Below are 21,750 nucleotides of genomic sequence, written 5' to 3' on the forward strand. Positions count from 1 at the left end.
CGGCAGGTGTGCGAACGCGCAGTTCGGGGTACCCCCGTTCGCGGTAGGCGGCGCGTGCGCCTCGCGTCCCGAACGAAAGGTGTCCTCATGCTCGAGCGAGCGCACGGCCTGTTACGCCTTCGTACGTCGCCCGGGGTGTTCTTCGCCTCCGCGCTGATCGCCCTCGTGTTCGTCGTCGTGACGATCGCGTTCACCACGGCTGTCGACAACCTGTTCAGTTCCGTGTCGGGCTGGATCATGACGAACCTGGGCTGGTTCTACATCCTGGGGGTGTCCACCTTCCTGGTCTTCCTGGTCGGCCTCGCGTTCACGCACTACGGCCGGGTGCGGCTCGGCGGCGACGACGACCGGCCCGAACACTCCACTCCGGCGTGGTTCGGAATGCTGTTCGCCGCCGGCATCGGCACGATCCTGATGTTCTGGGGCGTGGCCGAACCGATCTCCCATTTCGCGAACCCGCCGATGCAGGACGTCGAACCGGGGTCCGCGGCCGCCGCCACCGAGGCCATCGGCTTCACGCTCTACCACTTCGGGCTGCACACCTGGACGATCTTCGCGCTGCCCGGCCTGTGCTTCGGCTACTTCATCTACAAGCGCAAGCTGCCGCCGCGCGTCAGTTCCATCTTCGCCCCGATCCTGGGTGGCCGAATCTACGGACCCATCGGCAAGACCATCGACGTGATCGCGATCGTGGGCACCGTGTTCGGCGTGGCCACGTCGGTGGGACTGGGGACTCTGCAGGTCAACGCCGGCCTCGCCGAGCTGTTCGGCCTCCCCGAGAACGGGCTCGTCCAGATCGTCCTGATCGCGGTGGTCACCGTGGCGGCGGGGACGTCGGTGGCGCTCGGTCTCGATCGCGGCATCAAGCGGCTGTCGAACCTCAACATCGGCATGGCCGTCGCGCTGCTGGCCTTCGTCCTCGTCACCGGCCCCAGCCTGTTCCTGCTCAAGGGCATGATCGAGTCCGTCGGCATCTACGGCAGCATGCTGCCGCGGCTCGCGTTCTGGAACGATACGTTCGGCGACACCGGCTGGCAGAACACGTGGACCGTCTTCTACTGGGCGTGGACCATCACGTGGGCGCCGTTCGTCGGGATCTTCATCGCCCGCATCTCCCGCGGCCGCACCATCCGCGAGTTCGTCGCCGGCGTCCTCGGGCTGCCGGTGCTGTTCTCGGTGATCTGGTTCAGCGTGTTCGGAATGGCCTCGTTCGACATCGAGCTGAACGGCTCGGGTGGTCTCGCCGACCGGGTCGTCGGCGACGGCGACATTCCCGGCGCCCTGTTCGAGTTCCTCGGCAACTTCCCGTGGGCCGGCGTCATGTCGTTCTTCGCCGTGGTGATCGTGGTGGTCTTCTTCATCACCTCGGTCGACTCCGCCGCGATGGTCCTGGACATGATGGCCGCCGGCAACGAGGGACGGGTGCCGCTGCACCAGCGCCTGTTCTGGGCGGTCCTGATGGGTCTCGTCGCCGCGACCATGCTCGTGGCCACCGGGAAGGACGGTCTCGACGCGCTGCAGCAGGTCATCACGGTGATCGGATTGCCGTTCTTCGTGATCGGCTTCGTGATGATGTACAGCCTCGTCAAGGGGATCCGCGACGACCTGGGGGAGCGGGCCGAGCCGGTGACCCGGCAGTGGAGCCGGGTGCGCACCGCCGAGGAACTCGAGGCCGCCGAGCAGCGGCCCGCTCCGGAGCCCGTCGTCGTCACCCGCGCCGTGCCGGATCCGGACGCCGAGCCCGGTGACGGAACGGATTCCCCGGCGCGAGGATCAACCCGTGAGGATCAACCGATGTAGCGAGCGAGCCGCGCGGACATGTGCGGCCGCAGGTCCCCGTCCGCGGTGACCCGTTCCTCGACGTAGGCGAGGTCGCCGCCCTCGACGATGCCGTACAGGCGCTTGGCGCCGCCGACCACCTCGCCGGACTGGCTGCGGATCACCACGTCGGTCGCCAGTTCCCAGGACGACTGGGTCAGAGCGGTGCCGTAGTACAGCTCGACGACGCCGGAGCTGTGATTCAGGAGCAACTCGAGGGTTTCCGGATCCTCGCTGCCGGGCGCGCCGGTGCCGGCGACCCGCCAGAAGCCGCTCTCCCGGCGATCCGGACCGCTGTAGGCGCCCTCCTCGTCGAGGCGCCACGAACGGGCCTCCCACACGAGGTAGTTGCCGCCGTCGTGGGTGACCACGATCTGCTGGCCGAAGCGGTAGTCGCCGGTGCGGGGGTCGTTGCCCTCGCCCTCGCCCCGCCACACACCCACCATGGGCAGCAGCGCCAGCAGCTCCGGATGCATGTCCGGACCGAGGCGCAGATTCGCGGTGTCGTCGGGGACGGGCAGACCGCTCAGGATCGGGACGTTCTTGTCGGCAGTCGCCTTGGCCCGTTCGAGGGCGTCGGCGACGGCCTTGTCGCCGCTGCCGCGGACGACTTCCCGTTCCTCACCGGACTCGGCACTCACGGCTGATCGGTCACCAGACGGTAGAGGACGTACACCGCGAACCATGTGATGAGCACGGCCGCCAGGACAAGGAGCGCTTCGAAGAAGATGACCACGGCCATATCCTAGACGGCGTCCGGAAAGCGCGAAAACCGACGTCCCCACCGGGCGCGCGACGCGGCGCGCGGGATAGTACCGTGCACGGGGCCGGGCGGGCCTTTCGCCCGGAAAGCCCGATTCGGAGGTCGTGTGCGCTCCATCCGTCTGCTGCTGCCGGTTGCCGCGGTCCTCGCGGCCCTGTCGCTGATCCCGCCCGACGCGGTCGCCGTCCCCGGGGCGGGGTCGAACAGCGGTTCGTCCGGGCCCGGCGTCCATCCCGACAACTACGCACTCGAGTGCCCCGATCTGCTGATCGTGGCGGTTTCCGGCGCCACCGACTCCGAGGCCGACCGCGACCCCGTGGTCGAGGAGTCGCGTCAGCTGTGGTCGAACTGGGTGGGCAACGTGACGGTCCCGGCCGGTGAGGCCACCGCGGACCGGCCGGGCACGATCGGCTGGATGTACGTTCCGTACCCGGCCACCTACGGTCTCGGCCTGTTCGAGGACGTGCCCACCTATCAGGACTCGGTGGCGGCGGGTGTCGCGTCCACCAACCGCATCCTCGACGAACGCAAGCGCGCCTGCGGGGAGCGCACCCGGTTCGCCCTCGTCGGGTACAGCGTCGGCGCCGAGGTGATCGAACGGGTGAGCCGCGAACTCGGGCACCGGCCCGACGACGCCCATGTCGCCCCGGACGACATCGCCGGAGTCGTCCTCGTCGGTGACCCGTACCGCCCCGCGGGGGTCGACTCGCTCGGCGGGGCCGGTCCGCGCGGCGGCGGATTCATGTCCTCCGAGCCCGCCGACTACGGAGCGCTGGCCGACCGGGTGGTGTACTCGTGCCGGCGCTACGACGTGGCGTGCGACGCCCCCGAGGACATCGCGGTCCTCGAGCTGGCCCTCGGCATGCTCGGGCAGATGCGGTTCACCCTGATCGACCCGATGCAGACCGTCGACGACCTGGGACGCACGGTGGCGGTGACGGCGGCCCGCGCCGCCGCGCACATCGTCACCCGGGACGACTGGTGGGAGTCCGACGAATCCCTCCTCGACGTGCTGCGCAAGGTCGTCGACAAGACCTACCCCGTGGATCCGAGCGCCGACGTGAGCCCCGAACGGATGCGGGAGATCCGCGACTGGGCCGTCGGCCCGGGCCGGCCCATCGTGCTGGAGAAGTTGCGCGCCGAGGGAGTCGGCTTCGTCGACGACAACAGCGGCATCGTCGATCTGTTCGTCGAGCCGTACATCCTGCTGGGCTTCGTCCAGCACATCGGCTACTGGAACACCAACCCGCACGATCCCTGGTACTGGGACAGCGAGCGGATCGTCGACTGGATCGTCGCGCTCGCCGAAGCCGAGCGGGTGAGCGGACAGCCGCAGAACTGACGAACGACGGCGGGGCCCGTTCCCCGAAAGGAACGGGCCCCGCCGGATCGGTCCTACTTCGCGACCGTGACCTCGACGTGGTGGACGCCGGGGGCCGTCGGGCTCACGGCGACGTCACCGTTGCCGCGGCCGGACAGCGCGCGGACCTTCCAGTCGCCGGGCGCGGCGAAGAAACGGAAGTCACCGGTGCCGGAGGCGACGACCTCGGCGGTGAACTCACCGGTGCCGTCGAGCAGGCGCACGAAGGCGCCGCCGACCGGCTGGCCGTCGGTGTCGACGACACGGCCGGTCAGAACCGTCTCCTTCTCGACGTCGACGCCGGCGGGCAGGGTCTGGGACTGAACGGGTGCACCACACATGGTCAGCGAACCTCCAACTCGATAGGGGCTCCGACGAGCGAGCCGTATTCGACCCAGCTGCCGTCGTAGTTCTTGACGTTGTTCTTGCCGAGGATCTCCTGCAGCACGAACCAGGTGTGGCTCGAGCGCTCACCGATCCGGCAGTAGGCGATGGTCTCGCGGCTGTCGTCGAAACCCTTGGCCCGGTAGAGGGCCTCGAGGTCGTCGTCCGACTTGAAGGTGCCGTCCTCGTTGGCGGTGGTGCTCCACGGGATGTTGATCGCACCCGGGACGTGGCCGCGCTGCTGGGCCTGCTCCTGCGGCAGGTGGGCCGGGGCGAGGATCCTGCCGGAGAACTCGTCGGGGGAGCGGACGTCGATGATGTTCTTGGTGCCGATCGCGTCGATCACCTCGTCGCGGAGGGCGCGGATCGAGTAGTCCGGCTCCTGCGCTTTGTACTCGGTGGCCGGGCGGGTGACCTCGTCCTTGGACAGCGGGCGCCCGTCGAGCTCCCACTTCTTGCGGCCGCCGTCGAGGAGCTTGACGTCCCGGTGCCCGTAGAACTTGAAGTACCAGTACGCGTAGGCGGCGAACCAGTTGTTGTTGCCGCCGTAGAGCACGACGGTGTCGTCGTCGGCGACGCCCTTCGCGGACAGCAGGGCGGAGAACTGCTCCCGGTTCAGGAAGTCGCGACGGACGCCGTCCTGCAGGTCCTTGCGCCAGTCGAGCTTGATCGCACCTTCGATGTGCCCGCCGTCGTAGGCGGCGGTGTCCTCGTCGACCTCGATGAACACGGTATTCGGTGCGTGGAGGTTCTGCTCTGCCCAGTCTGCTGAGACCAGGACGTCGGAGCGAGCCATGGAGTTTCCTTTCGGTGCTGACACTCTCGGGTCGAGTGGAACGGTGCGGAGGGAACGGTGGTCAGGCGGCGACGGCCCGGAACCGGGCCACGAGCGGATAGATCCGGCACCCGAGGCACACCCCGAACGCGGCGTTGAGCAGGGCGGCGAACAGTGCGAATCCGGTGGCGACCAGCCCGGTCAGGTCGGCGCCGAGGAGGAAGGCGAAGGTCCCCACGGCGGCGAACACGAACCCCACGAGCTGCGCGAACCGCAGCGGGGCGACCGGTTCCGTCTCGGTGGGCGCGCTCGACCGGGGCGCCACGAACCGCGCGAAGAGCAGGCCGTAGGGGCTGCGGCGCGGCCCGAGGGCTGCGCCGGCCGCGAACACCACGGTCTGGGCGGCGAGCAGTACGCCGGCCACCGCGGTCGAGACCGACGCGACGACCAGGACGACGACGAGGACGGCGGTGGTGATCCACGCCGCGAACCGGGGGCCGCGGACATCAACCTGCCGGCTCCCGTGGGTGGTGGCGGTGGTGGTGGTGGTGGCAGAGGTGGACATGGGTGGTGCTCCTGCTGGGAGGGGACGCGTGAGGGCGGACCGTCGCGGTGACAACCGCGGGGATCACACCGGGGACGGCAGCGGATGCCGCGGAGACGGTCGGACGTCTCGGCCGGGGGATCAGCAGCAGGTACAGCAGAAGCCGCCGAGGCGGCACAGATCGACTGTGCGGCGTCGGGTGAGCATGAGCTCTCGGCAGGTCGACACGGCAGGCAGCTTAGCCGACGTCTCGCCGGATCGGGGGCCTAGGGGGTGCGCAGCGGCACCAGCGCGGCCCGCAGGTCGGCCGCGGTCGGCACCCCCGAGACCCGGTACCTCTCGGTGCCGGCGGCGTCGAACAGGAACGTCGTCGGCAACGACAGCACGCCGAGTTCCTTTGCCAGCTGCGGGTTCTCGTCGATGTCCAGTTCGAGATCGCGGGGTACGGGCAATCCGTCGCCGGTGGCCGCGAGGTCGGCGACCACCTGAGCGACGACCCGGCGCACCGCGGCGCACGGTCCACACCAGTCCGCGGAGAAGTGCAGCACCACCGGCGCATCGCCGGTGCCCACCCCCACCGCCGCCAACAGCGGATCCGGCCCCGGCACCGGGGCCGGATCGACGACGCGGACCTTGCCCTCGCGGGCCCGCAGGACGGTCCCGACGATCAGGGCGGCAGCCACCACCACCAGCAGGACGACGACAGCGGTCACAGGCGCTGCACCTCCTCGAGATCGATCGTGGTCCGGTGTGCCTCACCCTCGATCACAATCGTCGAGCCGCGGGCCTCGACCGCGGTCGGGCGCACCCCGAACGGCAGATTCTGGGGTTCGATCGTGGTGGTGAACAGACCCAGCACCGTCGGCTTCAGAGGATCCGGGACGGTGAAGTCCGCCTGTCCCTCCGGACCGAAGTACAGGTCCGACGCCACGATGCGCACCGTGTCGCCCTCGAGCAGCAGGTTCGCCTGCACGCTGACCTCCGCGGAGACCGGGCCCACCGGAACCGTGCCGGTGAGGACGACCCCGCCCGCGGTGGTGCGTCCGGAGCCGCCGGACCCGCCCGTGCCGTCGGACTTGTCGGCCGGGGGAGCGGACACCTGCAGGTCGGGAATGCCGTAGAGCTGACCGAGCTCGGTCGCGTCGATCATCACGCGCCCGTACAGCAGGTCCACCGGCACCGTGCGGATCGAACCGTCGAGCAGCTCGCCCGCGTCCGCGTGGGCACCGATCAGGTTGGCCTCGATCGTGATGTCACCGAGCGTCCCGCTGGGCACACCCTGCGCCCGGATCTCGACGTTCTCGTAGTGGCCGGCCCGGGCCTGGGTCAGGAACGGGAACCCGTGGATGGTCACCGCCGGGTCCGCCGTCAGCGCACCACCCTCCCGCAGCGCCCGCGAGACCCGGTACTCGGACCACGCCGCGGCGCCGAAATCGATCAGGAGTGCGACTCCGACGAGCGTCACGAGAGCGAGGATGAGTTTGCGCACCGCACCATTGTGACGGACGGCTCGCACCGCTTCCCGAGCGCGGTTGCCCGGTGAACGCCCTCGTGGCGCTAATCTGTAGCGCGTCGTTCACACGAGTTTCGCGCAGCCCGCGAAGAATGGAGGCACGGTGGAGCTGTTGCTGCTGACCTCCGATCCCGACCCGGAGGCGGTCCTGCCTTCGCTGTCGCTGCTCGCGCACTCGGTGCGCCCGGCGCCGACCGAGGTGTCGTCGCTCCTCGAGGCGGGGTCCGCGGACATCGCGGTCGTCGATGCCCGCACCGACCTGGCTGCCGCCCGCGGCCTGTGCCGGTTGCTGGGCAGCACCGGTTCGGCGATCCCGGTCGTCGCCGTGCTCACCGAGGGGGGCCTGGTGGCGGTGAACCCGGAGTGGGGGCTGGACGACATCCTGCTCACCACCACCGGACCGGCCGAGCTGGACGCGCGACTGCGACTGCTGGTCGGCCGGTCCGGCGCTGCAGCCGGCCCCGAGAACAGCGGCAAGATCACGCTCGGGGAGCTCTCGATCGACGAGGGCACCTACACCGCTCGGCTGCGCGGCCGTCCCCTCGACCTGACGTACAAGGAGTTCGAGCTCCTCAAGTACCTCGCACAGCACGCCGGCCGGGTGTTCACCCGCGCGCAACTGCTGCAGGAAGTGTGGGGTTACGACTTCTTCGGTGGTACCCGCACCGTCGACGTGCACGTGCGGCGCCTGCGCGCCAAGCTCGGCCCCGAGTACGAGTCCCTGATCGGCACGGTCCGCAACGTCGGTTACAAGGCGGTGCGTCCCACCACCAAGACCGGGAAGGGCGGCTCCACCAGCGTCGAGTTCGAGGACGCCGAGTTCGCCGACTAGGCTCGCCTCGTGGAATTCGTCAGTCGACTGTCCGCCGAGCAAGCCGCCGAGGTGCGGGCACTCGTCGCCCGCGCGCACGCTGCCGACGGAACGGCCCCGGTGTCCGAGCAGGTGCTGCACTCCCTCACCGGCGACGGTGACGAGCAGCATCTGGTGGCCGTGGCGGACGCCACGATCGTCGGCTACGCCAACCTCGTCCCCGGCCACGGGGAGCACCCGGCCATGGCGGAGGTGGTCGTCGATCCGCCGCACCGCCGGCACGGTGTGGGGTCGCGGCTCGTCGCCGCGGCGCTCGAGGCCGGAGGTGCCGGCACCCGGGTGTGGGCGCACGGCAACCTCGAGCCCGCCCGGGCGCTCGCGGCGCGGCTCGGCCTGACGCCGGTCCGCGAGCTCCTGCAGTTGCGGCGCCCGCTCGGCGAGCCCGAACTGCCGGCCCTGCAGGTCCCCGACGGTCTGCTCCTGCGGACGTACCGGGGACCCGAGGACGATGCCGAACTGCTGCGGGTCAACGCGGCCGCTTTCGCCTGGCACCCCGAGCAGGGCCGGTGGACGGAGCGCGATCTCGCGCAGCGCCGCAGCGAGTCCTGGTTCGACCCGGAGGGGGTGTTCCTCGCCTTCGACGAACAGGATCCGGACCGGCTCCTCGGCTTCCACTGGACGAAGGTGCACGCCGCCACGGCGGACCGACCGGCGATCGGCGAGGTGTACGTGGTCGGCATCGACCCCGGAGCGCAGGGACGCGGTCTCGGCCGGCTGCTCACCCTCGCCGGGCTGCGGTACCTGCAGGAGTGCGGCCTCGGCGCGGTGCTGCTGTACGTCGAGGGTGACAACACCGCCGCCCTGCACACCTACGGCCGGCTCGGGTTCGAGCGATTCCACGTCGATCTCGCCTACGTCGGCGCGTGAACGGCGCACGTACCGCACGCGTCCGTCCCGTCTTCGTCGTGTGACGTCGACCATACGGACTGCAGGTGTACTTTTCGCGTTCACGCCGCGTTCACCTTCGGGCGTCCAACCGTCAACCCGTCCTCATTAACTTTCCATTACGGGCCGCAGCATGCCGGTCCGGCGCCGGGATCGCCCCGCGCCTGATGCCGCCGCCCGTATCGCGGGCGTGCCGGTCGCGAATTCCGGAGGAGAACGAGTGAACCTCAAGCGCAATGGCGCCCTGCTCGGTGTGGTGGCTGCAGGTGCCCTCACCCTGGCCGCATGCGGCAGTGACAACAATGCCGCCTCGACGGACGTGGACGCGTCCGCCTCGGCTGCGACGTGTGAGGGCAAGGAGACGCTGTCCGCCGCCGGGTCGTCCGCGCAGAAGAACGCGATGGACCAGTTCGTGTCCACCTACATCGCGGTCTGCCAGGAGAAGGGCAAGAACGTCAACGTCGCCTACAACCCGTCGGGTTCCGGTGACGGACGCACCCAGTTCATCGCGAACCAGATCGACTTCGCCGGCTCCGACTCCGCCATCAAGGACGAGCAGGCCGCCCAGGCCGCCGAGCGGTGCGCCGGCAACCCCGCGTGGAACCTGCCGCTGGTCTTCGGTCCGGTCGCCATCGCGTACAACGTCGACGGCGTCGACAACCTCGTGCTGAACGGCGAGACCGTCGCCAAGATCTTCAACGGCACCATCAAGCAGTGGAACGATCCGGCCATCGCGGCTCTCAACGAGGGTGTGAGCCTTCCGGATTCGGCCATCACCGCGATCGTGCGCTCCGACTCGTCGGGCACCACCGACAACTTCCAGAAGTACCTCGAGGCCGCCTCGAACGGTGCCTGGACCTCCGGCGCCGGCTCCGACTTCACCGGCGGCATCGGTGAAGGCGCCAAGGGGTCGGCCGGTGTCGCCCAGGCCGTCGCCAGCGCGCCCGGCTCGATCACCTACGTCGAGAAGTCCTTCGCCGACCAGAACAGCCTGAGCATCGCGCAGATCGACAACGGGTCCGGCGCGGTGGAGCTGACCGACGAGTCGGCCGGCAAGGCCATCGAGGCCGCGACCTTCGCGCCCACCGGGGAGGGCGACCTGACGCTCGACCTGAGCTCGATCTTCGGGACGACGCAGGAGGGGGCCTACCCGATCATGCTCGCCACCTACGAGATCGTGTGCTCGGCCGGCTACGACGCCGACACCTCGGCGGCCGTGAAGTCGTTCCTCGTCAGCGCCGCCAACGAGGGCCAGGAGGGTCTCGCCGAGCAGGGTTACGTGCCGCTGCCCGAGTCCTTCAAGGCGAAGCTCACCGAGTCGATCAACGCCATCGCCTAGCCGATGAGCGCCGCGGACCGTACCGTCGATCACGAGCAGAGAGAGATTGCGAGCGCAGATGAGTGACGCGCCCACCAAATCCGCACCTCGCACTTCCGGGTCCGGCGACGACGCCGGGTCCGGGGCGGGCGGTCCGCACGGCAACATCCCGGAGGCCACGATTACCACCCCAGCGCGCGGCGACAGCAAACCGCTGACCAGACCGGGCGACCGGATCTTCAGTTCGCTGGCCTCCGGGTCCGCCGTCCTCATCTCGGTGATCATCGCGGCCATCGGCGTGTTCCTCGTCTGGCGCGCGGTGCCGGCGCTCCAGCGCAACACCGTCAACTTCCTCACCAGCCGCGAGTGGGTCACCCAGGACATCGCCGAGATGTCGTTCGGTGTGCTCGACCTGTTCCAGGTGACCGTCCTGGTGTCGTTCTTCGCGCTGGTCCTCGCGATGCCGGTCGCCCTCGGCATCGCGATCTTCCTCACCTCGTACTGCCCCGCGCGCCTGAAGAAGCCCCTGGCGTACGTCATCGATCTGCTCGCCGCCGTGCCGTCCATCGTCTACGGCCTGTGGGGCCTGCTCGTCCTGGCCCCGGCGATCCGCCCGCTGGCGACGTGGCTCAACGAAAGCCTCGGCTGGTTCCCGCTGTTCGCCTCCGGTTCGGGTTCGATCCTCGGCGGCGGCACGATCTTCACTGCGGGCATCGTGCTCGCCGTGATGATCCTGCCCACCATCGCCGCGGTGAGCCGGGAGGTGTTCGTGCAGACGCCGACTCCCCACATCGAGGCAGCGCTCGCCCTCGGCGCCACCCGCTGGGAGGTCGTCAGGACCACGGTCATCCCGTTCGGCAAGTCGGGTTACATCAGCGGGTCGATGCTCGGCCTCGGCCGCGCCCTCGGCGAGACCATGGCGCTGTACCTGATCCTGCGGACCACGTCGCAGCCGTTCTCGTGGTCGCTGTTCGACGGCGGCGCCACCATCGCCTCGAAGATCGCGCTGGGATACGCCGAGTTCAACAACGACATCCAGGCCGGTGCCTACATCGCCGCGGGCCTGGTGCTCTTCGTGCTGACCTTCGTGGTCAACGCCGCGGCGCGTGCGGTCGTCGCAGGAAAGAAGGACTGAAGCCATGACGACCACACTCCTCGAGACGCCGGTCAAGGGCCCCACCTTCCGGGGCGTCGGCACCCGTCGGCGCGCAACGAATCTCGCCGCCACCGTGCTGGTCACGGTGTCGGTGCTGGTCGCTCTCGTGCCGCTGGCATGGGTCCTGATCACCGTGATCGCCAAGGGCATTCCCGCCCTGACCAGCGCCACCTGGTTCACGAACTCCCTGAGCGGGCTGTCCGCGTCCGCGATGGGCGGTGGCATCTACCACGCCCTCGTCGGAACCCTGCTGCAGGGCCTGGTGTGCGCGGTGATCTCCATCCCGATCGGCATCTTCGTGGCGATCTACCTCGTGGAGTACGGCGCCGGCACGCGACTGGGCAGGATCACCACGTTCATGGTGGACATCCTCAGCGGCGTCCCCTCCATCGTTGCCGCACTGTTCATCTACGCCCTGTGGATCGCCACGTTCGGATTCCCGAAGTCCGCCTTCGCGGTGTCCCTGGCGCTGGTCCTGCTCATGGTTCCCGTGGTCGTGCGCAGCACCGAGGAAATGCTGCGGATCGTGCCGCAGGACCTGCGCGAGGCCTCCTACGCCCTCGGCGTGCCCAAGTGGAAGACCATCGCGCGCATCGTGATCCCGACCGCGCTGCCGGGCATCATCACCGGCGTCATGCTGGCCCTGGCGCGCGTCATGGGCGAGACCGCGCCGCTGCTGATCCTCGTGGGCTACGCGCCGTTCATCAACTTCAACCTGTTCGGTGGCGAGATGGGCAGCCTGCCGGGCGTCATGGTGGCGGAGATGAACAACCCGACCGACGCGGGCACGATGCGGATCTGGGGCGCTGCCCTCACGCTCATCCTCGTCATCGCGGTCCTCAACATCGTCGCCAAGGTGATCGGCCACTACTCCCAGGTGCGGACCAAGTAGGCCTCCTCGTGCACACATCCCCCGATTTCGATACACCAGTAGGGAGCCGGTAATGGCCAAGCGTCTGGACCTCAAGGACGTCAACATCTTCTACGGCAAGTTCCACGCCGTCGCCGACGTGACGCTGGCCGTGCCGCCGCGGAACGTCACCGCGTTCATCGGACCGTCGGGCTGCGGCAAGTCCACCGTGCTGCGCTCGCTCAACCGAATGCACGAGGTGACCCCCGGTGCCCGCGTCGAGGGCTCCGTGCTGCTCGACGGCGAGGACATCTACGACTCGTCCGTCGATCCGGTCGGCGTCCGAAAGACGATCGGCATGGTGTTCCAGCGCCCCAACCCGTTCCCCACCATGTCGATCCGCGACAACGTCGTCGCCGGCCTCAAGCTGCAGGGCGTGCGCGACAAGAACAAGCTCGACGAGATCGCCGAGCGGTCGCTGCGCGGCGCGAACCTGTGGAACGAGGTCAAGGACCGTCTCGACAAGCCCGGTGGCGGCCTGTCCGGTGGTCAGCAGCAGCGCCTGTGCATCGCCCGCGCCATTGCGGTGCAGCCGGAGGTGTTGCTGATGGACGAGCCGTGCTCCGCTCTCGACCCGATCTCGACGCTCGCCATCGAGGATCTGATCGCCGAGCTGAAGCAGGACTACACCATCGTGATCGTCACGCACAACATGCAGCAGGCGGCGCGCGTGAGTGATCAGACCGCATTCTTCAACCTCGAGGCCACCGGCAGGCCGGGCCGGCTCGTCGAGATCGACGACACCGAGAAGATCTTCTCCAACCCCACCCAGAAGGCCACCGAGGACTACATCTCCGGTCGCTTCGGCTGAGCCGGCTGCGACTTCGGCACCGCGGACGCGGAAAGGCCCCGCCCGGAAAATCCGGGCGGGGCCTTTCCGCGTCGGGTTACTGGTCCTGCGGATACACCGTCAGCTTGTCGACGCGTTCACGCATCGCCCGGAAGTCCTCGTCGGTGGGCAGCTTGCCGGTGACCAGGAAGATCACGCGACGACCCACCTCGACGGCGTGGTCGGCGAACCGCTCGTAGAACCGTCCCAGCAGCGTCACGTCCACCGCCGCGGCCACGCCGTGCTTCCATTCGCGGTCCATCAGCACCGTGAACAGGTGACGATGGAGATCGTCCATCGCCTCGTCCTCCTGGTGCAGCCGGGCCGCCCGCTCGGGATCGCGCGTCTCGAGGATCTCCCTGGTCGCTGCGCCGAGGGAGACCGCGATCCGGCCCATCTCGGCGAAGTAGCCGTTGACCTCTTCGGGCAGAACGTGATTGGGGTGCCGGCGCCGCGTCGCCTTGGCGACGTGCAGGGCCAGCGCACCCATCCGGTCGATGTCGGCGACGATCTGGATGCCGCTGACCACGGAACGCAGGTCGCCGGCGACCGGCGCCTGAAGGGCGAGCAGCGAGAATGCCTTCTCCTCGCACTGCGTGCTCAGGTCCGTGATCTTGTCGTGCTCACCGATCACGGTCTCGGCGAGCGCGAGATCCGCCTGGAGCAGTGCCTGGGTGGCCCGCTCCATCGCAAGGCCCGCAAGGCCCGCCATCTCTCCGAGGAGATCGGCGAGCTCGGTCATCTGTTCGTGGTATACGACGCGCATAATGACACAGACTACGGCGCACACACAGCCGGGTCACGAGCAGCGGGTGAACGCAGGGTGAATGGCCGGGCGCGACGACCCGCTCAAGCGCAGGAATCGTCGCCCGCGTTGGTGATCGACAGGTCGACCGGCAGTTCGTTCTCCTCGGCAGCCTGGATGGGCACCGTCGGCAGGACCGACCCCGCCTCGGTCGGCGCGGTGATGCTGCCGGCGAATCCGGTGCCGAGGACGAGTTCCACGATGCCGCCGAGGTCCGCGGATTCCTGCAGCACCGCCCCCGGCACCGCGGACGCCAGTGTCAGCGCCTCGGCTTCCTGCCCGGGCGAGAAGCGGACGACGGTCTCCTTGCTCGTGCCGGAGTAGTTGCCGACGCTGTAGATCGGGAAACCGTAGGCGCCGAGTTCTTCCGCGGTCCGGGCCGCGAGGCCGGACGCGCCGGAAGCGTTGGACACCTGCACCGACACCGTCGACGGATCCACCGCGGTCCGGTCGGGCAGAACGGACACCGGCGGCGGCGCGGACGAATCGGGTTCCGGGGCCTCCCGCTTCTCCCCGGGCAGCGGTTCGTCGTCGATGATCGCGTGGAAGATCGCCTTGATGTCGTCGAGACGCGGAATCTCGTTGCCCCACTCGTTGGTTCCCGCCGTGGGCACGGTGAGGAAGGTGACGGCTCCGGCTTCGACCCGTTGCAGCGAGCGCCCGAGCCGGACGAGCGACTCGGTGTCGACGTTCTCGACGAACGTCGCTCGGGTGAACGCGTTGATGAACCCGTTCAGTTTGCCGGGGTCGAACAGGACCCTGTTCGACATCGCCGAGCGCAACAGCGACGACAGGAACTTCTGCTGCCGGGTGATGCGTCCGTAGTCGCCGTTTCCTTCCGACTCGACCTTCCGCGCCCGCACGTAGTCCAGCGCCTGCCGGCCGCTGAGGGTGTGGGTGCCCGCGGTCTCGATGACGGTGCCGAGTTCCCCGTCGACCAGGGGGGTAGGGGTGCACACCTCGACGCCACCGACCTCGTTCACCATGCTCTCGAAGCCGGCGAAATCCATTCCGACGAAGTGCCCGATCTTCAGGCCGGACAGCTTCTGGATCACCTTCACCAGGCACTTCGGTCCGCCCAGCGCGTAGGTGGCATTGAGCTTGTCGCCTTCGGCGGCGGGGAACGTCTCCGACGTGTACTCGCCGGTGGTGCTGTCCCAGCCCCGGCACACGGGCCGCGTCACGTCGAGGTCGCGCGGAAAGGAGACGGCGACGACGCGACTGCGGTCGGCGGGGATGTTGACCAGGATGACGGTGTCTGCGCGCGCGCCCTCGGCCTCGGCCTCGGTCCCGGCGCCGACCGCACCGCTCGCCCCGGCACGGGTGTCGGTGCCGATGATCAGATAGGTCTCGTCGCCGGTCTGGCCGCCGGGGTCGACGATGTCGGTGGATTCGGTGTCCAGCGCCGCGATCTGGGCGAATCCTGCCTCGGTGGAACGCACGTAGCCCCACACCAGGCCGCTGCCGACGAGGGTCAGTACGGACAGCAGGGCCAGGACGGTGCGGCCCGCCGTCGCGAGGCGCCGGCGTTTGCGCCGTTTGCTCAGAGCCAGCCTGCTCGGACCGTTGTCCCCGACCGCTCGGGGCAGCGCGACCGGTTGCTCGGGCTCGTCGTTCTGCTCGTCGGCGCGGTCGTCGCGCGGGGGTGTGGGCGGCGGGCTGTCCGGCGGCGCGGCGCCCACGGGCGGGATCTTCTCGGTGGGGTCGTCGTCGGCGGGCGATGTCCGCGGCGGCCGGACGGGCTGCGGGTTCGGCGCGGCCGGTTCGGGTTCGGGACGGCGGACAGGGGTGCTGTCGCGCCCCACCTTGTTCATCAGCGCCGCGACGGTGACCTGGTCGGGGTTCTCGCCCGGAGTGGCCGAGCGGCGGGGACGGCCGGTTTCGGCACCGCGCACCGGCGGCGGCGGTCCGGCGTCACCGGGCAGATCCGTCGGGCGTCGGCGTGTCCGGCCGGTGTGTGAGCTGCGATACCCGGAGTCGGCGATAGGACGTTCCCACGGAGCGCGACTGTCGGGCAGGCCCGAATCGTGCTCCTCACCCACCGATTCCCTCGCCTCTCCGCGGATGTTCCGCTTTCGTACGCACCCGCCACCACGGCGATCCCGTCATGATACTGGCGGCCTCGATCCGGATCGAGGTGTCCGCCGAGCGACAGGCCGGTGCGGTCCGGTTCGTCCGGTCCGAACGGCTGAGCCGACGTCAGCCGCCCGAGTGCATGACGTCGGCGCCTGCCGGCACCATGCAGTCCTCGGGGTCGTCGAGCCAGCCGTCCGGCAGGGCGACGGTACCGGGGGAGCCCTGGCGGCCCCGAGGGCCCTCCGCGTCCTTGGGGAAGGGCACCGTCGGGTCGAGGCGGCCGAGCAACTCGTCGAGTTCGGCGAGGCCGGACACGCGCGCCAGGGCGTTGCGCACGTCGGATCCGGCCGGGAAGCCGCGCAGATACCAGGCGATGTGCTTGCGGATCTCGCGCATGCCGCGGTCCTCGCCGTGGTGGTCGGCGAGCAGTTCGGCGTGCCGGCGCATGATGCCCGCCACTTCGCCCAGATTCGGCGGGGTGGGCATGGGCGTGCCGTTCAGGGCGGCGCTGAGTTCGGCGAACAGCCAGGGCCGGCCGAGGCATCCGCGTCCGACGACGACGCCGTCGCAACCGGTCTGCTCCATCATCTTCTGCGCGTCCTCGGCGGCGAAGATGTCGCCGTTGCCCAGGACCGGTACGTCGGTGACGTGCTCCTTGAGCCGGGCGATCTCGTTCCAGTCCGCCTCACCCGAGTACCGCTGGGCGGCGGTGCGGGCATGGAGCGCGACGGCGGCGGCGCCCTCGGCCGCTGCGATCCGGCCCGCGTCGAGGTGGGTGTGGTGATCGGCGTCGATACCGATGCGGAACTTCACGGTCACCGGGATGTCGGTGCCCTCGGTGGCGCGGACGGCGGCCGCGACGATGTTGCCGAACAGGCGTCGCTTGTACGGCAGGGCCGAGCCGCCCCCCTTGCGGGTGACCTTCGGCACGGGGCAGCCGAAGTTCATGTCGATGTGGTCGGCGAGGTTCTCGTCGACGATCATCTTCGCGGCCTGGTAGGTGACGTCCGGGTCGACGGTGTACAGCTGCAGCGACCGGGGCGTCTCGGTGGGGCCGAATGTCGTCATGTGCATCGTGACGGGGTGACGTTCGACGAGTGCCCGGGCGGTGACCATTTCGCACACGTACAGCCCCGACGTGCTTCCCGAACGCTCGAGTTCGAGCTCGCGGCACAGGGTGCGGAAGGCGACGTTGGTGATTCCCGCCATCGGCGCGAGCACGACCGGGCTGTTCAACTCGAGCGAGCCGATGCGAAGGGGTGACATGAAGAACCTCGAAGACGGCGTGAAGAAGAAGTGCGTACAACTGTGCCCGGCACCGAATCCGGCACCGGGCACAGGATAGCTGTTCGGGGACGCCGCCCCCGAATCACGCACCGGCGAGGATCAGGATGCGGCTTCGTTGCGTTCGCGGCGGGCGGCGTCGCGGGCGAGGGACCGATCGCGCATCTCCTCGAACTTCACCGCCTGCTTCTCGAGATCCTCGAGGAAGGTGCCGAGTTCGTCGAGGACGCGGGCGCCCTCGGCACCGAAGTCTTCACGCTCGAAGATGCGCCACTTGCGGAGCACCGGCATGACCACCTCGTCGAGGTGCTGACGCAGGTCGTAGATGCCGTGCTTGGCCATCAGCACGCCGTTGCGGCGGAAGTTGGGCATGCCGGCGCCGGGCATCTGGAAGTTCGTCAGCACATCGGTGATCGCCGCGAGAGTCTGATCCGGGGCCACGTCGAGAGCCGCTTCACAGATGTTGCGGTAGAAGATCATGTGCAGGTTCTCGTCGGCGGCGATGCGCTGGAGCATCTTGTCGGCGATCGAGTCGTGACACGCCCGGCCGGTGTTGCGGTGCGAGACGCGGGTGGCCAGCTCCTGGAAGGTGACGTACGACACCGAGTGCAGCATCCCCACCTCGTTGGGCGAGGCGAACCCGTTGGTCATGTGCTCCATGCGGGCATTCTCGAGAGCGACGGGGTCGACGCCGCGGGTGACGACGAGGTAGTCGCGCATCACGATGCCGTGGCGGTTCTCCTCGGCGGTCCAGCGGCCCACCCACGTTCCCCACGCGCCGTCGCGGGAGAAGCTCTCGGCGATCTCGCGGTGGTAGGACGGCAGGTTGTCCTCGGTGAGCAGATTGGTGATCATCGCGGCCTTGGCGACCTCGTCGAGCTTCGACTGCTCGGGCTCCCAGTCCACGCCGCCCATCGCGGCGAAGTTGCGTCCCTCGTCCCAGGGCACGTAGTCGTGGGGGTGCCAGTCCTTGGCCATCGAAAGGTGGCGGTTGACGTTCGCCTCGGCGACGGGCTCCAGCTCGCGCAGAAGCTCCAGCTGAGTCAGAACTCGCGTCATTCCGTTTACCTCTCCATAACTGTGCGTATCACGAACGAATTACAGGCTACGGCACCGTAGGTTGGGCGCCGCCATGTCTGTGACGTGCTCCAAATTCGGCCGACCCCGGCCCGACCGCCGATGGGATCCTTCACATGCGGTGATCCGGCCATCCTACCGGGTGGACACGGGTGCCTCGGCGCGACGCGCGGGAGTGAGCCCGTGTCCTCTCCGAAACCTCAGCGCTTGCCGCCACCGAGGAGTCCGCCGAGCAGATCGCCCAGGCCGCCGCCGTTGCCCCCCAGAACGCTGCCGAGAACTCCGCCGAGGCCGCCGGAGGCGCCCCCGCTGCCCGCGCCGCCCGACGCACTGCGCAGGAGCCCGCCGAGCAGATCGCTCAGGCCACCCGGCTCGCCGGATTTCCCGCCGGCCTGGCGGGCCAGGTACGTCAGCACGATCGGAGCGAGAATGGGCAGCAGTCGCGCGACGAGGTCGCTGCCGCCCGCGCCGTCGGCGTGGCCCAGCGTCTGCACGACCTGGTCCTTGTTGTCGCCGAACACGTTCGACACGATCCGGTCGCCGTCCTCGGTGTCCACGTCGCTCACGTTCACTCCGCCGTCGAGCAGGGGTGAGCCGCGGTGCTGGTCGAGCGCGGACAGCAGGGACGTGGCGCCGTCCGGATTCCGGGTATTCGCCTCGAGGCCGCCGACGAGCGTGGGCAGGGCGGCCCGCACCGCGGTGGCCGCCGTCTGCTCGTCCACGCCCAGTCGACGAGCGATCTGGTCGACCGGGATCTGCGAGAGGAGTTCGTCGAGTGAGGGCATGGGCACCGAGGGTAGCCGCCGTCGCCACCCCGGTCGGCGTTCCGCGTCGGCGTTGCGGCTACGCGGACGTCCGCCGTCCCGCGATCACCGCGCACAGCAACGCGACCCCCAACCCGCTGAGAATCAGCACGAACCCCGTCTGGTTCGTCAGCGCCGTCGCGTGGTTCGCGCGCACGTAGTCGTCGAACTGCTGGTGGACCCGCACCGCGAAGGCGCCGGTCGCGACGAGACCGACGACCACCCCGGCCCAGCCTGCGACCGCCGAATCGAACAGGGCGGCCAGGAGCAGCAGGACGGCGGCGAGGACGAGCGGTGCCGCGAGTGCCTGATGGACCGGAAGGTCGGCTGCGCCGAGGGCGGAGACGTCGCCGGCCGCAATCCCGTCGCGCAGGTCGGTCAACGGGATCTCGGTCGGCCGGGCCCCGGCCACCACCGGCAGGAACGAGCCGATTCCCAGGGCGACGGCAGACAGGAACAGGCCGAGGTCCACGAAGCTGCGCACGCCACTCCCATCGATCGCCGGATCGGTTTCGTGAGCGATGCCACCCTAACCACACTTCGGGTGCGGCAGCAGCGCAGAACCGGCGATTCGGACGCCGTGTCGGGTGTGCGGATCCGTAGTCTGAAGAGACGGCACACCCGGACCCGGAAGGGGAACTACGTGATGGCGGGCAACGAGACGGCGCAGCGGTCGGGGCTTCCCCCGTGGGCGAAGAAGGCCCTGTGGAGCGTCGCTGCCGTGCTCACGCTGGTGGCCGCGTACTTCGCGCTGGCGGCGTTCGTCCCCCGATGGTGGGCGCAGCGTGTCGCCGGGCTGGCCGACGCCGGTTTCGCTCGTGGAACGGCCTGGGGACTGCTGTTCGGATTCGTGTGCACCTTCGTGCCGTTGGCCCTCTTCGCTGCGGTGTGGCGGATCAGGACGTGGCGGCGGCATCGCGTCCTGCAGGTGGTGTTCGTCGTCGCCGCCGTCATCGTGGCGATTCCCAACCTGATGACCTCGAGCATCGTGCTGGGCAGCGGGAACGCGGCGCACGCGGGGGAGCGGATCCTCGACGTCGACGCCCCAGGATTCCGGGGCGCGACGCTCGTCGGCGCCGTCCTCGGAGCGGTCATGTTCCTCGTGTTCGCCGCTCTGAGCTTCATGTACCGCAAACGCGGTCGCGACCTCGAGCGGGAGCGGGCCCAGCAGGAGTCGGAGCTGCGAAGCGACCGTCCGGGCAGGGTGGCCGGCGCGCCGGACTAGCAGGCGACGACGAGGTGTGTCGAACACTGCGGGCGCACTCCGGCCGGCAGTGTCCAGTGCCCCCACCAGGGTTCGAAGTCACAGTGCCCCCACCAGGGCTCGAACCTGGGACCTGCGGATTAAAAGTCCGTAGCTCTACCAACTGAGCTATAGGGGCGTGGGCGCACAGTCTAACTGCATCGCGCCGGTCAACAGTATCGGACGGCCGTGCCGCTCGAAGGCTCGGGTGCGCACCCCCTGCGGCGCACCCGAGCCGGATAAAAGCATACCACTTGGTGTGTTCTGCGCGAAGACGGGAAATGCCTGGCTGTGCGCGTGCCGGTCGCCCGGCGGCTACAGTGGCGATCGGGGGGACCGCAGGTCACGTTCGGAGGCACGAACCCCCCATGTCACGTCAGCAAGAGCGGGCGCGGCGCACCCGCGCGTCCATCGTCGAATCCGCGGCGATCGAATTCGCCCGGCGCGGATACGGCGCAGCCTCGGTCAACGCGATTCTCGAGCACTCCGGGGCGACCAAGGGCGCGATGTACTTCCACTTCGATTCGAAGGAGGAGCTCGCCCGGGCGGTGCTCGCGGAGGGCCTCGACCGTTATCGGGTGATCACCGAGCGGTGGCTGCACGCGCCGGGGCTGGATCCCTTCGAGCGGTTGCACGGCCTCGTCGGAGATCTCGCCGACGCCCTGCAGGGCGACGTCATCATCCGGGCCGAGTTCAAGCTCGTGACCGAACCCGAGTTCGACGCCGAGGCGAAGCTGCGCGGCAGCTCGGTGTGGGGAGCCGCCGGCCGCCGGCTGGCCGTCGAGGCGCGGGACGCGGGGCTGGTCCGTGCCGGCGTCGACCTCGAACGGTTCCTGGGTGTGCTCGGGGCGTGCCTGGCCGGCCAGCGCTACTTCCACGATCTCACCGCGACCGACGTCGACGTGCGGGCCCGCTTCGCGGAATGCCTGGACGTGTGCCTCGAGGCGACGGCCGCGCCGGAGTGGCTCGAGCGGCGGCGCGGGGCGCCGGAGTCGCCCATGGAGGGCGAACAATCGGCGTGACCTGCTGATTTGTGAATCCGGAAACCGGTGTCCTAAGCTATCCAAGCTCCCAACGGAACGCGAACCCGTTGAGGGTGCGGGTCGGAGTAATCCGGCGGGCCCCCTTCGTCTAGCGGCCTAGGACGCCGCCCTTTCAAGGCGGTAGCGCGGGTTCGAATCCCGTAGGGGGTACGCTTGCGGAAGCAGTATCGCCGCATGCAGTACGGTTTGACCACAAGTGAAGAGCATGGCCCTGTGGCGCAGTTGGTTAGCGCGCCGCCCTGTCACGGCGGAGGTCGCGGGTTCGAGTCCCGTCAGGGTCGCAGAGTTGGCAA

General features: G+C 69.3%; 22 protein-coding genes and 3 tRNA genes. 12 read left to right on the forward strand and 13 right to left on the reverse strand.

Going from position 1 to position 21,750, the window contains the following annotated elements; genetic code table 11:
• The first annotated feature begins 87 nt into the window (after positions 1-87).
• Positions 88-1,800 carry a BCCT family transporter gene (locus tag QNA09_RS03315; RefSeq protein WP_029539989.1) on the forward strand — a complete coding sequence of 571 codons (1,713 nt, stop codon included), beginning with the start codon at positions 88-90 and terminating at the stop codon, positions 1,798-1,800.
• On the opposite strand, the gene QNA09_RS03320 is transcribed toward QNA09_RS03315, so the two are convergent.
• Positions 1,788-2,459 (reverse strand): FABP family protein, encoded by a 672-nt coding sequence (locus tag QNA09_RS03320; RefSeq protein ID WP_017680914.1) that lies wholly within the window; start codon positions 2,457-2,459, stop codon positions 1,788-1,790. The two genes, QNA09_RS03315 and QNA09_RS03320, sit on opposite strands and share 13 nt — an antisense overlap.
• Positions 2,460-2,687: 228 nt before the next feature.
• On the opposite strand from QNA09_RS03320, the gene QNA09_RS03325 reads away from it, so the two are divergent.
• Positions 2,688-3,923, forward strand: a complete 1,236-nt coding sequence (locus tag QNA09_RS03325; protein WP_017680913.1) for a cutinase family protein — start codon at positions 2,688-2,690, stop codon at positions 3,921-3,923.
• Between the two features lie 53 nt (positions 3,924-3,976).
• On the opposite strand, the gene QNA09_RS03330 is transcribed toward QNA09_RS03325, so the two are convergent.
• From QNA09_RS03330 to QNA09_RS03350, 5 genes are all read right to left on the reverse strand, one after another.
• Positions 3,977-4,282, reverse strand: coding sequence for a DUF1416 domain-containing protein (locus QNA09_RS03330; protein ID WP_010593868.1), 306 nt, complete (start codon positions 4,280-4,282; stop codon positions 3,977-3,979).
• Positions 4,283-4,284: 2 nt separating this feature from the next.
• Positions 4,285-5,121, reverse strand: coding sequence for a sulfurtransferase (locus tag QNA09_RS03335; protein ID WP_119699464.1), 837 nt, complete (start codon positions 5,119-5,121; stop codon positions 4,285-4,287).
• Between the two features lie 61 nt (positions 5,122-5,182).
• Positions 5,183-5,665 (reverse strand): DUF4395 domain-containing protein, encoded by a 483-nt coding sequence (locus QNA09_RS03340; protein WP_010593870.1) that lies wholly within the window; start codon positions 5,663-5,665, stop codon positions 5,183-5,185.
• A 245-nt stretch (positions 5,666-5,910) separates the two neighbouring features.
• Complete coding sequence (locus QNA09_RS03345; RefSeq protein WP_010593871.1) at positions 5,911-6,357, reverse strand: thioredoxin family protein; 447 nt, start codon at positions 6,355-6,357, stop codon at positions 5,911-5,913.
• Positions 6,354-7,133 (reverse strand): LmeA family phospholipid-binding protein, encoded by a 780-nt coding sequence (locus QNA09_RS03350; protein ID WP_010593872.1) that lies wholly within the window; start codon positions 7,131-7,133, stop codon positions 6,354-6,356. Before QNA09_RS03350 ends, QNA09_RS03345 begins: the two co-directional genes overlap by 4 nt.
• 127 nt (positions 7,134-7,260) lie before the next feature.
• Here QNA09_RS03350 and QNA09_RS03355 point away from each other — a divergent pair, with 127 nt between their 5' ends.
• The 6 genes from QNA09_RS03355 (at position 7,261) to pstB (ending at position 13,108) form a co-directional block, all read left to right on the forward strand.
• A complete protein-coding gene (locus QNA09_RS03355) occupies positions 7,261-7,989 on the forward strand; it encodes a response regulator transcription factor (RefSeq protein WP_010593873.1) in 729 nt (242 codons plus the stop codon).
• A gap of 9 nt (positions 7,990-7,998) precedes the next feature.
• Complete coding sequence (gene mshD, locus QNA09_RS03360) at positions 7,999-8,895, forward strand: mycothiol synthase (RefSeq protein WP_010593874.1); 897 nt, start codon at positions 7,999-8,001, stop codon at positions 8,893-8,895.
• Between the two features lie 238 nt (positions 8,896-9,133).
• Positions 9,134-10,252 carry a phosphate ABC transporter substrate-binding protein PstS gene (gene pstS / locus QNA09_RS03365; RefSeq protein ID WP_010593875.1) on the forward strand — a complete coding sequence of 373 codons (1,119 nt, stop codon included), beginning with the start codon at positions 9,134-9,136 and terminating at the stop codon, positions 10,250-10,252.
• 58 nt (positions 10,253-10,310) lie between these two features.
• Positions 10,311-11,366 (forward strand): phosphate ABC transporter permease subunit PstC, encoded by a 1,056-nt coding sequence (pstC, locus tag QNA09_RS03370; protein WP_010593876.1) that lies wholly within the window; start codon positions 10,311-10,313, stop codon positions 11,364-11,366.
• A gap of 4 nt (positions 11,367-11,370) precedes the next feature.
• Positions 11,371-12,279: a phosphate ABC transporter permease PstA gene (pstA, locus tag QNA09_RS03375; RefSeq protein ID WP_010593877.1), complete on the forward strand. Its 909-nt coding sequence runs from the start codon at positions 11,371-11,373 to the stop codon at positions 12,277-12,279.
• 52 nt (positions 12,280-12,331) lie between these two features.
• A complete protein-coding gene (pstB, locus tag QNA09_RS03380) occupies positions 12,332-13,108 on the forward strand; it encodes a phosphate ABC transporter ATP-binding protein PstB (RefSeq protein ID WP_003936505.1) in 777 nt (258 codons plus the stop codon).
• Positions 13,109-13,184: 76 nt separating this feature from the next.
• On the opposite strand, the gene phoU is transcribed toward pstB, so the two are convergent.
• The 6 genes from phoU to QNA09_RS03410 all read right to left on the reverse strand — a co-directional run bounded on the left by phoU (position 13,185) and on the right by QNA09_RS03410 (position 19,655).
• Positions 13,185-13,892, reverse strand: coding sequence for a phosphate signaling complex protein PhoU (gene phoU, locus QNA09_RS03385; RefSeq protein ID WP_010593878.1), 708 nt, complete (start codon positions 13,890-13,892; stop codon positions 13,185-13,187).
• 83 nt (positions 13,893-13,975) lie between these two features.
• Positions 13,976-15,826: an LCP family protein gene (locus QNA09_RS03390; RefSeq protein WP_010593879.1), complete on the reverse strand. Its 1,851-nt coding sequence runs from the start codon at positions 15,824-15,826 to the stop codon at positions 13,976-13,978.
• 304 nt (positions 15,827-16,130) lie between these two features.
• A complete protein-coding gene (gene dusB / locus QNA09_RS03395; RefSeq protein WP_010593880.1) occupies positions 16,131-17,273 on the reverse strand; it encodes a tRNA dihydrouridine synthase DusB in 1,143 nt (380 codons plus the stop codon).
• Positions 17,274-17,393: 120 nt separating this feature from the next.
• On the reverse strand, positions 17,394-18,350 hold the full coding sequence (locus tag QNA09_RS03400) for an acyl-ACP desaturase (RefSeq protein WP_010593881.1): 957 nt from the start codon (positions 18,348-18,350) through the stop codon (positions 17,394-17,396).
• A 218-nt stretch (positions 18,351-18,568) separates the two neighbouring features.
• Complete coding sequence (locus QNA09_RS03405) at positions 18,569-19,153, reverse strand: DUF937 domain-containing protein (RefSeq protein WP_017680906.1); 585 nt, start codon at positions 19,151-19,153, stop codon at positions 18,569-18,571.
• 58 nt (positions 19,154-19,211) lie between these two features.
• The gene (locus QNA09_RS03410) at positions 19,212-19,655 is read right to left on the reverse strand and encodes a hypothetical protein (RefSeq protein ID WP_010593883.1); all 444 of its coding nucleotides are present in this window, start codon (positions 19,653-19,655) and stop codon (positions 19,212-19,214) included.
• A gap of 162 nt (positions 19,656-19,817) precedes the next feature.
• Here QNA09_RS03410 and QNA09_RS03415 point away from each other — a divergent pair, with 162 nt between their 5' ends.
• Positions 19,818-20,396: a hypothetical protein gene (locus QNA09_RS03415; protein ID WP_010593884.1), complete on the forward strand. Its 579-nt coding sequence runs from the start codon at positions 19,818-19,820 to the stop codon at positions 20,394-20,396.
• Positions 20,397-20,480: 84 nt separating this feature from the next.
• Here QNA09_RS03415 and QNA09_RS03420 read toward each other — a convergent pair.
• Positions 20,481-20,553: transfer RNA gene (locus tag QNA09_RS03420), tRNA-Lys, on the reverse strand.
• A 229-nt stretch (positions 20,554-20,782) separates the two neighbouring features.
• Here QNA09_RS03420 and QNA09_RS03425 point away from each other — a divergent pair.
• The 3 genes from QNA09_RS03425 (at position 20,783) to QNA09_RS03435 (ending at position 21,738) form a co-directional block, all read left to right on the forward strand.
• The gene (locus tag QNA09_RS03425) at positions 20,783-21,436 is read left to right on the forward strand and encodes a TetR/AcrR family transcriptional regulator (protein ID WP_010593885.1); all 654 of its coding nucleotides are present in this window, start codon (positions 20,783-20,785) and stop codon (positions 21,434-21,436) included.
• A gap of 98 nt (positions 21,437-21,534) precedes the next feature.
• Positions 21,535-21,607, forward strand: a tRNA-Glu gene (locus QNA09_RS03430).
• A 57-nt stretch (positions 21,608-21,664) separates the two neighbouring features.
• Positions 21,665-21,738 (forward strand) — tRNA-Asp (locus QNA09_RS03435).
• Positions 21,739-21,750: the final 12 nt, after the last annotated feature.

The sequence above is a fragment of the Rhodococcus sp. AH-ZY2 genome, assembly GCF_030916465.1.
GTDB lineage: Bacteria > Actinomycetota > Actinomycetes > Mycobacteriales > Mycobacteriaceae > Rhodococcus > Rhodococcus ruber.

Bases quoted from the DNA above. Each gene is read 5' to 3' on its own strand.
- QNA09_RS03315 (WP_029539989.1), top strand. From the start codon at position 88: ATGCTCGAGCGAGCGCACGGCCTGTTACGCCTTCGTACGTCGCCCGGG.
- QNA09_RS03330 (WP_010593868.1), bottom strand. From the start codon at position 4,282: ATGTGTGGTGCACCCGTTCAGTCCCAGACCCTGCCCGCCGGCGTCGAC.
- QNA09_RS03335 (WP_119699464.1), bottom strand. From the start codon at position 5,121: ATGGCTCGCTCCGACGTCCTGGTCTCAGCAGACTGGGCAGAGCAGAAC.
- QNA09_RS03340 (WP_010593870.1), bottom strand. From the start codon at position 5,665: ATGTCCACCTCTGCCACCACCACCACCACCGCCACCACCCACGGGAGC.
- pstC (WP_010593876.1), top strand. From the start codon at position 10,311: ATGAGTGACGCGCCCACCAAATCCGCACCTCGCACTTCCGGGTCCGGC.
- pstA (WP_010593877.1), top strand. From the start codon at position 11,371: ATGACGACCACACTCCTCGAGACGCCGGTCAAGGGCCCCACCTTCCGG.
- pstB (WP_003936505.1), top strand. From the start codon at position 12,332: ATGGCCAAGCGTCTGGACCTCAAGGACGTCAACATCTTCTACGGCAAG.
- phoU (WP_010593878.1), bottom strand. From the start codon at position 13,892: ATGCGCGTCGTATACCACGAACAGATGACCGAGCTCGCCGATCTCCTC.
- dusB (WP_010593880.1), bottom strand. From the start codon at position 17,273: ATGTCACCCCTTCGCATCGGCTCGCTCGAGTTGAACAGCCCGGTCGTG.
- QNA09_RS03400 (WP_010593881.1), bottom strand. From the start codon at position 18,350: ATGACGCGAGTTCTGACTCAGCTGGAGCTTCTGCGCGAGCTGGAGCCC.
- QNA09_RS03405 (WP_017680906.1), bottom strand. From the start codon at position 19,153: ATGCCCTCACTCGACGAACTCCTCTCGCAGATCCCGGTCGACCAGATC.
- QNA09_RS03415 (WP_010593884.1), top strand. From the start codon at position 19,818: ATGGCGGGCAACGAGACGGCGCAGCGGTCGGGGCTTCCCCCGTGGGCG.
- QNA09_RS03425 (WP_010593885.1), top strand. From the start codon at position 20,783: ATGTCACGTCAGCAAGAGCGGGCGCGGCGCACCCGCGCGTCCATCGTC.